The organism is Bacteroides sp. BFG-606 (genome assembly GCF_024788145.1).
Lineage (GTDB): Bacteria > Bacteroidota > Bacteroidia > Bacteroidales > Bacteroidaceae > Bacteroides > Bacteroides vicugnae.
On record NZ_JANUIL010000001.1, the window covers coordinates 1,988,320 to 2,001,698 of the forward strand.

Below are 13,379 nucleotides of genomic sequence, written 5' to 3' on the forward strand. Positions count from 1 at the left end.
TATATTAGATATTTTTTACTTTAATCAGATATTCGGCAATCTGAACTGCATTCAGGGCAGCCCCCTTCTTGATCTGGTCACCTACAATCCAGAAAGTCAATCCGTTTTCGTTTGTCAGGTCTTTGCGGATACGGCCTACGTATACCGGGTCTTTACCTGCCAGGAACAACGGCATCGGGTATTCTTTTTCGGCAGGATTGTCCTGCAGAACCAGACCTTCACCGTTAGCGAATGCTTCACGAGCTTCTTCTACGGAAATCGGACGTTCTGTTTCTACCCAAATACTTTCAGAGTGAGCGCGTAATGCAGGAACACGTACACAAGTTGCACTAACCTTTACGTCAGAATGCATGATCTTACGCGTTTCATTATACATTTTCATCTCTTCTTTCGTATAACCGTTTTCTGTAAACACGTCGATCTGCGGAATCAGGTTGAAAGCCAACTGATAGGCAAACTTTTCTACAGTCACAGGTTCGTTTGCCAATACCTGACGATATTGTTCGTACAATTCGTCCATGGCAGCGGCACCCGCACCACTTGCTGCCTGATAGGTAGACACGTGCACGGTTTTTATATGAGAAAGCTTTTCGATGGCTTTCAGTGCAACTACCATCTGGATAGTCGTACAATTCGGGTTGGCAATAACACCGCGCGGACGTTCCAATGCATCCTCTGCATTTACTTCAGGCACTACCAAAGGCACATCGGCATCCATACGGAAAGCGCTGGAGTTGTCGATCATCACAGCACCATACTTGGTGATTGTTTTCTCGAACTCCTTAGATGTTCCTGCACCGGCAGAAGTGAAAGCAATGTCTACCCCTTTAAAGTCATCGTTGTGTTGTAAGAGTTTCACCTCGATCTGTTTACCGCGGAAAGTATATGTTGTTCCGGCACTACGTTTAGAACCGAACAAAACTAACTCGTCCATCGGGAAGTTTCTCTCATCGAGCACGCGCAGGAACTCTTGTCCTACGGCTCCGCTTACGCCAACAATAGCTACTTTCATCTTTTTCTTTTGTTAAATTGTGAATATTGAATTTCTCTCCTTCATCCTGTCGAATCGGAAAGATTTGGCTGCAAAATTATAACAATTTAGCATATAAACATCGCTTTTGAGAGAAATATTTCAGCCTTTCGGAGGATTTCTTTAACCTTACGTATCGTCAGGTATGGTTGTTGGACGGGATAAACGTACCCAAAGGGAACCATTTCCTGTTGCGATGCGAATCGGATTGATTCCGTAGCCTGATAAGATTCTCTTTATTGCCTAATATTACTTCGTTCCACTATAGTTGTCCGCAAGAGACACTATGGTGGAACGAAATAAAAGTGACTAATGAAATATATCCTGTTAGGTAAGCGGTGGGAAAGAAGTAGTAAGTAGTCAAGTAGTAAGTAGTTACCTACTTGCCTACTGAATAATCCGTCAGAACATTCATTGTGATTCTGCAAACTTTTTTGTTCCTTTGCAGAGAATTCCTAAAACCACAGTCTATGAACCTGTTTGATCTCAATTTAACGCTGCCTATTTCTGATCCGACCTGGGTATTCTTTTTGGTACTGATAATCATTCTTTTTGCTCCGATGATTTTAGGGCGTCTCCATATACCTCATATTATAGGCATGATTCTGGCAGGTGTGCTGATTGGCGAACATGGCTTTCATGTGCTCGACCGTGACAGTAGTTTCGAACTGTTCGGCAAAGTAGGACTCTATTATATCATGTTCCTTGCCGGTCTTGAGATGGATATGGAGGATTTCAAGAAGAACCGGACAAAAAGTTTCGTGTTCGGCTGGCTCACTTTTCTGATTCCTATGGCGTTGGGAATATGGAGTAGTATGAGTATGCTGGGGTACGGTTTTCTCACGGCAGTGCTGTTGGCAAGTATGTATGCTTCCCACACCTTAATTGCCTATCCCATTATTAGTCGTTATGGACTGTCGCGTTTGCGCAGTGTCAATATAACCATTGGTGGTACTGCTGTCACCGTCACCCTTGCTTTGATTATTCTTGCCGTCATAGGAGGCATGTTTAAGGGGACTGTCGATGGCTGGTTCTGGGTATTTCTTGTGGCAAAAGTGGCTTTCCTCGGATTCCTGATTGTATTCTTTTTCCCCCGTATCGGACGCTGGTTCTTCCGGAAGTACGATGACAGCGTGATGCAGTTTGTGTTTGTGCTGGCGATGGTTTTCCTCGGAGGAGGATTGATGGAATTTGTAGGGATGGAGGGAATTTTAGGAGCTTTTCTGGCCGGTTTGGTATTGAATCGCCTGATTCCTCATGTATCTCCTTTGATGAACCGGTTGGAATTTGTGGGAAATGCGTTGTTTATTCCCTATTTCCTGATTGGTGTCGGAATGATTATTGATGTAAGAAGCCTGTTTACCGGAGGTGAAGCATTGAAGGTAGCTGTTGTGATGACAGTGGTGGCAACCTTTAGTAAATGGCTGGCTGCCTGGATCACACAAAAGATCTATCGGATGCAGTCGAATGAACGGAGCATGATATTCGGTTTAAGCAATGCGCAGGCCGCAGCTACGCTGGCGGCAGTGTTGATCGGTCATGAAATCATAATGGAGAATGGAGAGCGGTTGCTGAATGATGATGTCTTGAACGGTACGGTAGTGATGATACTTTTCACTTGTGTCATCAGTTCTTTGGTGACCGAACGTTCGGCCCGTCGTTTTGCTTTGGATGAAAATGTGCAAGCGGAAGAAGAAGCTAAACAGATAAATAAGGAACAAATCTTGATTCCGGTCGCTAATCCGGAGACGATTGAAGATCTGGTCAATCTGGCTTTAGTGATAAAGGATGCCAAGCAGAAGAATGCATTGGTTGCGTTGAATGTTATCAACGATAATAATAGCTCGGAGAAAAAGAGCAGCAGGGCAAACGTAATCTGGAGAAGGCTGCCATGATTGCCGCTGCCGCTGATGTGCCTGTTACGATGGTGAGTCGTTATGATTTGAATATTGCTTCGGGGATTATCCATACGATCAAAGAGTATGAGGCTACGGATATTGTGATCGGTTTGCACCGGAAGGCAAATATTGTCGACTCTTTCTTCGGACATCTGGCTGAAAGTCTGCTGAAAGGTACGCATCGTGAAGTGATGATTGCCAAATTCCTGATGCCTGTTAATACCCTGCGTCGAATCAATATTGCCGTTCCGCCGAAGGCTGAATATGAATCGGGGTTCTCTAAATGGGTGGAACACTTCTGCCGTATGGGAAGTATCTTGGGCTGTCGGGTGCATTTCTTTGCCAATGAGCGTACGTTGATGCGTATTCAGCAACTTGTGAAAAAGAGACATGCAGGTACCCCGACAGAATTCTCCATATTGGAGGAGTGGGAGGATCTCTTGCTGTTGACAGGGCAGGTGAATTATGACCATTTATTGGTAGTTATCTCTGCCCGTCGCGGATCTATCTCTTATGATCCCTCTTTTGAGCGCCTGCCGGCACAATTAGGAAAATATTTCTCTAATAATAGTTTGATAATCCTGTATCCCGACCAGTTTGGCGAACCGCAGGAAATTGTGTCATTCTCCGATCCTCGTGGACATAATGAGTCTCAACATTATGAGAAGGTCGGCAAATGGTTCTATAAATGGCTAAAGAAAAACTAATGGAAAGATACGACTGGCAACAGAGAACGGAACTCCTGTTAGGGGAGGAAAAGATGGAGCGCATCCGGAATGCACACGTATTGGTCGTGGGACTGGGTGGAGTAGGTGCTTATGCCGCCGAGATGATCTGCCGTGCAGGTGTCGGGCGGATGACGATTGTAGATGCCGATACGGTGCAGCCTACCAATCTGAACCGTCAGTTGCCGGCCATGCATTCCACGTTGGGGAGGACGAAAGCGGAGGTGTTGGCAGCCCGTTATAAAGATATAAATCCGGCGATTGAGCTGACTGTCCTGCCTGTTTACCTGAAGGATGAAAATATACCGGAACTGCTGGATGCCGATAAATATGATTTTATAGTAGATGCTATTGATACGATCAGTCCGAAATGCTTTCTGATTTATGAAGCGATGAAACGTCGTATAAAGATTGTCTCCAGTATGGGAGCAGGGGCGAAGAGTGACATCACCCAGGTTCGTTTTGCCGATCTTTGGGAGACGTATCATTGCGGTTTGAGCAAGGCGGTACGGAAGCGTTTGCAGAAGATGGGAATGAAACGGAAACTTCCGGTGGTGTTCAGTACGGAACAAGCCGATCCGAAGGCCGTATTGCTGACGGAGGATGAGCAGAATAAGAAATCGACATGTGGAACAGTCAGTTATATGCCGGCCGTGTTCGGGTGCTATCTGGCTGAATATGTCATTAAACGATTATAAGGCTATGATGATAAAACTAGAAGGGATTACGAAGAGTTTCGGCTCATTACAGGTGCTGAAAGGCATTGATCTGGAAATCAACAAAGGAGAAATTGTTAGTATTGTAGGCCCGAGCGGTGCGGGTAAAACTACGTTATTGCAGATAATGGGCACTTTAGATGAACCGGACGCAGGTGTGGTACAGATTGACGGAACAGTGGTGAGCCGGATGAAAGAAAAAGAACTATCCGCTTTTCGTAATAAGAATATTGGTTTTGTTTTCCAGTTTCACCAACTACTGCCGGAGTTCACGGCATTGGAAAATGTGATGATTCCCGCCCTAATTGCCGGGGTGTCTTCCAAAGAGGCGCACGAACGCGCAGTGAAGATTCTGGATTTTATGGGACTGGTTGACCGGGCTTCTCATAAACCGAACGAATTGTCGGGAGGGGAGAAGCAGCGGGTAGCGGTAGCGAGGGCTTTAATCAACGATCCGGCAGTTATTCTGGCAGACGAACCATCCGGTAGTCTGGATACACATAATAAAGAAGATTTACATCAACTGTTCTTCGATTTGAGGGACCGTCTGGGGCAGACTTTTGTCATTGTGACGCATGACGAGGGGCTTGCCAAAATTACGGACCGGACCGTTCATATGGTGGATGGTATGATTAAAAAAGATTAATTAGAGAACCTAATTTCTAAAAATGTATACCAAAAAGGTAGAGCCTTGCAAGTGTTCTATCTTTTAGTTATATATTTATAGTCGCTTCTCTACGGAAGTCTGTGAAGATGATAGTAGAGTGTTTGTTTTGTTTGTGTGTGATGCATTCTTGTCTGGTGTGATAGGAATGCATCTTTTTTTTATTAATTATAACAAATGTAGGGTTCTAACCGTTCAAGATCAATAGGAGTGAACTCTTCGTAAAGAGATAATTGCTTCAGACTTTTTAAGGATCCTTTCTTTTTCCGATATTCTATGATAACCTTTGCTTGGTAGTAGTTTATGTATGGATGATGCAGCATTCGTTCCATACCGGCTTTATTTAAATTGATACGGCGTGTCTGCTGGATGTCAATGGAAAACCACGGACGGAGTTTCTCTGCCTTTAGATGAATCTCCTGTAACTGCTCTATTCGGAAAAAGCCTCCCAGCCTTTCGCGGTAATTCACCATCATCCGGGCAATGCTGCTTCCGATTCCCGGAATCTTTTTCAGTTCGGTGGTATCTGCGGAGTTGAGGCTGATGATGGTTCCGGGGAGATATTTCATGAGTGTGTCCCGTTGTACACTTTGTGCGGTTAATAATCGTACCGTATCCTTTGAACTGAAATCTTTTGTAATTTGGATATAGGGATAAAGAGTCCGGTATTGTTCTTCGGTTAGACCATAAATCTTCCGGAAATCCTCCGGATGGCGGAATTTGCCTTGTTTATTACGATAATGCAGGATATTCTTTACCATCCGGGAAGGTAGTCCGAGTGACAGGAGAGTGGTGGAGTCTGCGGTGTTCGGGTCGAATATCGCAAGCTTGATTTCCCTTTGAGGGGATGATTGAAAAGAAGGACCGGACTTTTGGTGAGGTTTGGTTTCCCGGAGGACAGAAATAAAGTCGTTGTATTCTTTATCGAACTTCTCATTCTCTTTGCAGTCGGTATCTTCAGCGTGCTTGAAAAAGGAGAAGAGTTTAGGAGCGGCATATACTCCTAAAATAAGAACGACAAGGACGATAATGCCTTGTCGTTCAGTTTTAGTATAATAAAGGAAGTCTTTCCACATTATAGCTTGATCAATCCCAGTTCATTGATAAATATCAGTGAGATGGCGATTGGTGCGATATATTTTAATATAAAGATAATGAGTTTGTATACCGGTATCTTTAATGAACCGTCGTTGGTAATCTCTGACCATACAATCTTCTTGTCCAGATACCATCCGGTGAAGAGCGAAATACACAATCCGCCAAGTGGTAACATGATTTTAGCTGTTAAGAAGTCGAAGAGATCGAACAGACCCAGACCGAAAATAGTAAATCCTTTCATGACTCCCAGTGATAATGAACAGAATATTCCGAGGAAGATACAACCGCCGGTGACTAACCTTGCTGCTTTTCCACGGGAAAGCTTGAACTCCTCATGTAAATAAGCGGTTACTACTTCGTGCAAGGAAATGGTGGAGGTTAAAGCAGCCATTGCCAATAACGCGTAGAACATGACAGAGAATATATATGCCAGTATGGGGACTCCGCTGAATGCCTGTTGGAATACATTAGGCAGTGTGATAAAGATCAGGCTCGGACCTGAATCAGGTTGTATGCCTACTGAAAAAGCAGCCGGGAAGATGATAAAACCGGCTAGTATCGCTACAAAAGTGTCAATGATTCCTACGCTGAAAGCTGTTTTAGTCAGGTTGGTTTCTTTACTGAAATAGGAGGCGTATGTACAAAGACATCCCATTCCCAAGCTCAAAGAGAAGAAAGCCTGTCCCATGGCACTCAAAAACACATTCCCGTCCACTTTGCTAAAGTCAGGCTTGAGCAGGAATTCAATGCCTGCACCGGCTCCCGGCAAAGTAACCGAGCAAACTACCAGTATGAGGATAATGATAAATAAGGTAGGCATCATGATTTTGGAGGACTTTTCGATTCCTTTTTCCACTCCTTTCACGATGATGAAATGAGTGATTAACAAGAAGGCTACCAACCATACAACCGGTCTCCACGGACTACTGGAGAATTGCTGGAAAGAAGAGATGAATTCTCCGGAGTTTTTTCCGGCAAAGCCGTTGGTCGCAGCTTCAAGAATATATTCAAGCGTCCAGCCTGCTACTACGGCATAATAACTAAGTATCAGGAAACCGGCCAATACTCCCATGCGTCCTACCCAACGCCAATGTGTTCCAGGGGCTAATTTCTGATACGCTCTTGCTGTGTTGGCTCTCGAACGGCGTCCTATCAGAAACTCGGCAATCATAATAGGTAGTCCCAGAAGAAAGATGCAGCCTAAATAGATCAATATAAATGCCGCACCTCCATGATTTCCCGTTTCATAGGGAAACCTCCATATATTACCCAGTCCGACTGCAGAGCCGGCAGAAGCGAGTATGACCCCTAATTTACTGCCGAAGTTTGCTCTATCATTTTTTGCCATAAATCTTGTTTTATCTTACAAATCGTTATAAAATGCACGTATAAAATGCAAATATAGAAAATGATACTTATATTTGCACGATAATTGTAATATTATTTAGATATGCTATCTTATATTAAGAAATATCCGATCTCGCTTTTTATTATTCTGACAGTGATTTATCTGTCGTTCTTTAAACCGCCTAAGACGGATTTAAATGAAATTCCCAACCTCGACAAACTGGTTCATGTCTGTATGTATTTGGGTATGTCGGGCATGTTGTGGCTGGAATTTCTGCGTGCGCATCGCAGGGACAATGCTCCGATGTGGCATGCGTGGGTAGGTGCATTCTTCTGTCCTGTACTTTTTAGTGGTTGTGTGGAATTACTGCAGGAGTATTGCACTACTTACCGGGGAGGAGACTGGTTGGATTTTGCAGCTAATACTACGGGAGCGATTCTGGCTAGTTTAGTGGCCTATTATGTCGTACGACCGAGGATGATGAAGGCTGATTGAAATTTGCTGGCTAGAAGGATTTTCAGGCACGGATTACGCGGATTACACGGATTTTAGAATTAGCATTTATAAAGCGACCGTGTAATCCGCGTAATCCGTGCCTGAAAAAATAGTATAATTATAAGTATTCTACCGTTGAACTAAGTTTGATTCCATTGGAACCTTTAATTAGAATGGTATATCCTTTAGGTTTGTCTGCTTGCAGATTCTTTATAACTTCCTGCGCATTGGCGTAAGTTTTAAAAGAATGTTCGCTTGCGGCAAACAGTTCTCCTACGAGCCATACTTTCTCAAAACCACTTTCTTTGATGTAATCAACGATTTTCTGATGTTCGGCCGGGCTTTCAGCACCCAGTTCGCGCATATCTCCTAATATGAGCATCTTGTGAGGGACTGTCATGTTCCGGAAGTTTTGCAAGGCAGCCATCATACTGGTCGGGTTTGCATTATATGCGTCGATGATCAGCGTGTTATCTTTTGTCTTTTTAAGTTGAGAGCGATTGTTTTGTGGTGTATACCCTTCCAAAGCTTCGTTGATCTTCTTTGCTTCCACTCCGAAGAAACGTCCGATGGTGATGGCAGCCAGGGCATTCGGGAAATTATATTCTCCGATCAACTGTGTGCGAACCTGATGGCGTTCACCGTCCTTACCGGCTTTCCATTCGAAAGCGAGATAAGGTGAATTGCCGGTGATTCGCCCGTTAACATAGAGATTCTCTTCTGTTCCATAAGGAGTCAGGTTCAATCCCTGTGAGATATTCATCAAATAGGCGTTATCGTGATGGATAAAGGTAATGGCGTCTTTCTTACGGAGGAAATCGTACAATTCTCCTTTAGTCTTAATCACTCCTTCGAAAGAACCGAATCCTTCCAGGTGAGCCTTGCCTACGTTGGTGATAATGCCATAATCCGGTTCGGCTATTTCGCAAAGAAACTTGATTTCTCCCGGATGATTGGCACCCATCTCGATGACAGCAAGGTCATGTTCCGGCTTCAATCGTAGCAGAGTGGTCGGTACACCGATGTGATTGTTGAGATTACCTAAGGTATAAAGCACATTATGAGCTTGGCAGAGAACGCTGGAGATTAACTCTTTGGTGGTCGTCTTTCCGTTAGTTCCGGTAATGCCGATCACTCGCGTCCCGAGTTGGCGGCGATGATAGTTGGCAAGCTGCTGCATTGTTTGCAGACAGTTGTCTACAAGTATATATCGTTGATCGCCTTCTATGGCATATTCGGCCTCATCGATAACGGCAAATGCGCATCCGGAGTCCAGCGCTAACTTAGCAAATGCATTACCGTTGAACGACTCACCTTTCAAGGCGATAAATAAAGAACCGTCTGGGCAGTTCCGGCTATCAGTAGTAACTGATTGGCAATCCAGAAAAATCTGGTAAAGAGCAGAAAGTTTCATAACCTGATCTTTTATTTAAAACGTTGCAAAGATAGGCTATTCTTTCGGATTTGACGGGAGTTCGGACAGATTTTTACTTAGGCATATACCAAAGGAAGAGTCAGTATCATCCGGCATCCGTCCGTATAGGAAGAATCGATCCGGAGGCTGCCTCCTAACTTCTCGGCGATACTCCGGCATATCGGAAGTCCGAGACCGGTTCCCTGTGTGAAAGAATCCATTTTGTAGAAACGTTGAAATACTGCCTCCTGTTGATTTGTCGGGATGCCTGTTCCTGTATCGGTGACACTGATTTCAATTTTCTTTTCAGCTTCCAGTATGGAATAAGCTATGCGAATACTGCCGTGAGTCGTGAATTTAGCGGCGTTATGCGCCAAGTTGTTCAACGCTTGTGATATACGTTCCGAATTACTGCGTATGAGCAGGTTTTCTCTTGCAGGCTCGAACAGGACTTCCACTTCTTTCTGCCTGTTGTCTTTGGCCACTTCAGAGGCAAGTTGACAGATCGTATTCATGTCTGTTTCATCATCTGTGGGCAGTTGTTCGTATTGATCCAGTTCGGACAGAGCGAGCACATCAGTGACCAGTCGGAGCAAGTCGTTACTGTTGCTCTTGATAATATTGACAAATTCCTGTGTTTCCGGATTGTTGCTATAGTGATCGCTTAACACCTGCGAGAAGCCTACAATGGAGTTGAGCGGTGTACGGATTTCATGAGTCATGCTTTGGATGAATGTGGTTTTCATCCGGCTGTTTGCTTCCGCTATATCCTTCGCTTTACGTAATTCTTCCCTCGATACAGTAAGTTCTTCATTTCTTGTTTTAAGTTCCGCTTCCGAAACTTTCAGTTTGCGTTTCAGGAAGTTTTCTCTATAAAGGAATAAGAAAAGAACGCCTAATAAAATAATCAATGAGATAATCAATGTTGTTTTATTATGCAACTCTTTTTCCTGTGTCTGGAGCGTTAGTTCTTTCTTTTCGGCATTGAGCTTCTCAACGTTTAGCAAGGTGGCGAATTCGCTGCTGGCTACTTGCTCATTGGCTATTTTTAAAGAGTCATCTGCGTTGATATACATTTGCAGAAATTTGACTGCCATGTTCATATTCCCCATCTTTTGGTAGATTTCTCCCTGTGTGCGATAGTGGTTGCTGCTAAGTATGCTTTCACTTAAACGGCGCTCTTCCTTTTCTTGCCTTTCTGCAGCTTCCAGTGCTTTTTGATATTGCCTGGTCTGCTGGTAGTATAAACATTCTATATTATATAGCCTTTTTTTGATCGATTCCAGTCTTTTATCCTGTTCGAATGCGGCCTGGCATTCCTTCAATATTTTTTCGGCTGCCTGAAAGTCACCAAACTTACTGTAGTAGTTTACGTACTCCAACTTGGCAGATATTTGCTGTGTAGAAGAATTGGCTGTTGCAACGGCCTTTTCCATAGCTTCCAATGCTTCTTTTTGTTTTTCCCGGCTGATGTAATAGTTGGCTATCTGGGCATAGGTCTGGGAAATGTTATAGTTTTCGATATTGTATTTTTCAGTCAGTTCGATTTCTTTCAACCGCCATTCACCCGCCATCGAATCGAATCTTTTGATGGTGTAGATTTGTGACATGATATTGTAGCAACGGGACAGACCGGTTTTGTCATCCTCTTCCTGTGCTTCTTTTAACATCTTTTGCACTTCATAAAGTGCTATGTTTGTTCTGCTTGTTTTTAGATAGTAAGTGATTAATCTGTTCGCCCATGCAAAATAATAATATTTAGGCTGATGGGTGGCTTTGGCGAATTCTTTTACTTTGTTGGTATAGTAGATTACGCTATCTTCATGGGTCCCCTGGAAATAATAGTAATCCAGTTGGGTGGCTATGGCTACTGCCTGCATTCGTTCATCATGTCGTTCACCGGCCATTCTGAACAATGTGTCGGACATGTTAAGCACAATAGGATCTAACAAGTATTCTTGACAACGTTGATAATATTCATAGAGAGTAGAGTCAACATTGAAAGTTTCAGCCTCTTTTTGAGCTTTAGCAGTAGTGGCAAAGGGCAAAATGAGGAAAAGAAATCCTACGTGAAATAGGGTTAATCGGCTCATGGTATGAATTTTTCGGTTTCTTCTATAGTTTGCAAATATACGTTTATTTCTTCTTTTTAGTACGAATACTTGCTTTTTTTATCTACATTTGTAGGCGATCTAAAAGGAATGTTGTCAATGATGAAACCTATATCTCCTACTTATATAAATGTAAAAGGGCGGTTGCTCGATCTTGCTACTCCGCAGGTGATGGGAATTTTGAATGTTACTCCCGATTCTTTTTATTCCGGCAGCCGGATGCAGACTGAAGAAGACATTGCTGCCCGGGCGCGGCAGATACTTGATGAAGGTGCTTCGATTATTGATATAGGAGCTTATTCTTCACGGCCGAATGCCGAACATATTTCTGCTGAAGAAGAGATGGGCAGACTGCGTACCGGTCTGGAAATTCTGAACCGTAATCATCCGGAAGCCATCATTTCTGTTGATACTTTCCGGGCTGATGTAGCGGAAGAATGTGTGAAAGATTATGGAGTTGCTATTATTAATGACATAGCTGCCGGTGAAATGGACCATCGGATGTTTCAGACAGTCGCCGACTTGGGAGTGCCCTATATTATGATGCATATGCAGGGAACTCCCCAAAGTATGCAGAAAGAGCCGTCTTATGATAACCTGATTAAAGACATTTTCCTGTATTTCGCTCGTAAAGTGCAGCAACTTCGCGACTTGGGAGTGAAAGATATCATTCTCGATCCGGGATTCGGATTCGGAAAAACGTTGGAGCATAATTATGAACTGATGGCACATCTGGAAGAGTTCCATATATTCGAGCTTCCCGTTTTAGTGGGAGTTTCGCGGAAATCAATGATTTATAGATTATTGGGGGGAACCCCGCAAGATTCATTGAACGGGACAACCGTATTGGACACTGTTGCGTTAATGAAAGGAGCACACATCCTGCGTGTACATGATGTGCGTGAGGCGGTGGAAGCTGTCCGGATCACAGAGAAATTAAAAATAGAGAGTGGATATGACAAATAAGAGGAGGGTGCATGTTTTTTGAGTTTGGCATAAAAGATTTTATCGATATTCTGCTGGTGGCTTTTGTTTTGTACTATACCTACAAACTGATGAAAGCTTCCGGTTCTATTAAGGTATTCACCGGTATCCTGGTTTTTATCCTGATCTGGCTGGTGGTGACTCAAGTGTTGGAGATGAAGCTGTTGGGCTCTATTTTCGACACGTTGATGAATGTGGGTGTGATAGCGTTGATTGTTCTTTTTCAAGATGAGATACGCCGTTTCCTTTTGACTTTGGGATCTCACCGTCATGTCAGTGCATTGGCACGTCTCTTTAGCGGATCGAAAAAAGAGTCGTTGAAGCACGATGATATCATGCCCGTGGTAATGGCCTGTTTAAGTATGGGCAAACAAAAAGTCGGCGCATTGATTGTCATTGAGCATAACACTCCTTTAGATGAAGTCGTTCGTACGGGCGAATTGATTGATGCGGCAATCAATCAGCGTTTAATCGAGAATATCTTTTTTAAGAATAGTCCGTTGCACGACGGAGCGATGGTCATCAGCAAAAAACGTATCAAGGCAGCGGGATGTATTCTTCCTGTGTCCCATGATTTGAATATACCGAAGGAGCTTGGCTTGCGGCATCGCGCAGCGATGGGAATTTCACAGCAATCGGATGCGCATGCCATTATTGTTTCAGAAGAAACAGGTGGTATCTCCGTGGCCTATCGCGGACAATTCTACCTCCGCCTGAATGCGGAAGAACTGGAAAGTCTATTGACAAAAGAAAACTGATTTTATATTGGTAAGGCAATGGTCAAACAATGATGGTCATTTTATGACCATCATTGTTTGACCATTGTTGTTTTATCTGCTATTTGGCGCTATTTTGCTTTATTTCCAACCCTTTTTGAATGATAATTATGCCCTCCT

Annotated in this window: 10 protein-coding genes and 1 pseudogene; 6 read left to right on the forward strand and 5 right to left on the reverse strand. The window is 43.6% G+C overall.

Translation table 11 applies throughout. The annotated features are described in order from the left end of the window. Positions 1-4: 4 nt before the first annotated feature. Entirely contained in the window at positions 5-1,012 is a 1,008-nt protein-coding gene (locus NXV01_RS07045; RefSeq protein ID WP_004299708.1) for an aspartate-semialdehyde dehydrogenase, read from the reverse strand. Between the two features lie 488 nt (positions 1,013-1,500). Between NXV01_RS07045 and NXV01_RS07050 the strand changes: the two are divergent. From NXV01_RS07050 to NXV01_RS07060, 3 genes and pseudogenes are all read left to right on the forward strand, one after another. Then, positions 1,501-3,635, forward strand: a pseudogene (locus tag NXV01_RS07050) (cation:proton antiporter). Next, complete coding sequence (locus NXV01_RS07055) at positions 3,617-4,351, forward strand: ThiF family adenylyltransferase (RefSeq protein ID WP_234132554.1); 735 nt, start codon at positions 3,617-3,619, stop codon at positions 4,349-4,351. Before NXV01_RS07050 ends, NXV01_RS07055 begins: the two are co-directional and overlap by 19 nt. A 7-nt stretch (positions 4,352-4,358) precedes the next feature. Continuing rightward, positions 4,359-5,015: an ABC transporter ATP-binding protein gene (locus NXV01_RS07060; RefSeq protein ID WP_148364243.1), complete on the forward strand. Its 657-nt coding sequence runs from the start codon at positions 4,359-4,361 to the stop codon at positions 5,013-5,015. A 182-nt stretch (positions 5,016-5,197) separates the two neighbouring features. Here NXV01_RS07060 and NXV01_RS07065 read toward each other — a convergent pair whose 3' ends face one another. Both NXV01_RS07065 and NXV01_RS07070 read right to left on the reverse strand, forming a co-directional pair. Further along, the gene (locus tag NXV01_RS07065; protein WP_259022068.1) at positions 5,198-6,109 is read right to left on the reverse strand and encodes a helix-hairpin-helix domain-containing protein; all 912 of its coding nucleotides are present in this window, start codon (positions 6,107-6,109) and stop codon (positions 5,198-5,200) included. After that, a complete protein-coding gene (locus tag NXV01_RS07070) occupies positions 6,109-7,479 on the reverse strand; it encodes a sodium-dependent transporter (RefSeq protein WP_195650101.1) in 1,371 nt (456 codons plus the stop codon). Before NXV01_RS07070 ends, NXV01_RS07065 begins: the two co-directional genes overlap by 1 nt. 102 nt (positions 7,480-7,581) lie before the next feature. Between NXV01_RS07070 and NXV01_RS07075 the strand changes: the two genes are divergently transcribed. After that, positions 7,582-7,974 (forward strand): VanZ family protein, encoded by a 393-nt coding sequence (locus tag NXV01_RS07075; protein ID WP_148364001.1) that lies wholly within the window; start codon positions 7,582-7,584, stop codon positions 7,972-7,974. Positions 7,975-8,092: 118 nt separating this feature from the next. Here NXV01_RS07075 and murF read toward each other — a convergent pair whose 3' ends face one another. Together murF and NXV01_RS07085 are read right to left on the reverse strand one after the other, a co-directional pair. Continuing rightward, positions 8,093-9,388: a UDP-N-acetylmuramoyl-tripeptide--D-alanyl-D-alanine ligase gene (gene murF / locus NXV01_RS07080; RefSeq protein ID WP_259022069.1), complete on the reverse strand. Its 1,296-nt coding sequence runs from the start codon at positions 9,386-9,388 to the stop codon at positions 8,093-8,095. Positions 9,389-9,465: 77 nt separating this feature from the next. Continuing rightward, complete coding sequence (locus NXV01_RS07085) at positions 9,466-11,481, reverse strand: HAMP domain-containing sensor histidine kinase (protein ID WP_148363999.1); 2,016 nt, start codon at positions 11,479-11,481, stop codon at positions 9,466-9,468. A gap of 117 nt (positions 11,482-11,598) precedes the next feature. On the opposite strand from NXV01_RS07085, the gene folP reads away from it, so the two are divergent. Together folP and cdaA are read left to right on the forward strand one after the other, a co-directional pair. Continuing rightward, on the forward strand, positions 11,599-12,465 hold the full coding sequence (gene folP / locus NXV01_RS07090; RefSeq protein WP_195650099.1) for a dihydropteroate synthase: 867 nt from the start codon (positions 11,599-11,601) through the stop codon (positions 12,463-12,465). A gap of 11 nt (positions 12,466-12,476) precedes the next feature. Beyond that, positions 12,477-13,241: a diadenylate cyclase CdaA gene (cdaA, locus tag NXV01_RS07095; protein WP_148363998.1), complete on the forward strand. Its 765-nt coding sequence runs from the start codon at positions 12,477-12,479 to the stop codon at positions 13,239-13,241. Positions 13,242-13,379: the final 138 nt, after the last annotated feature.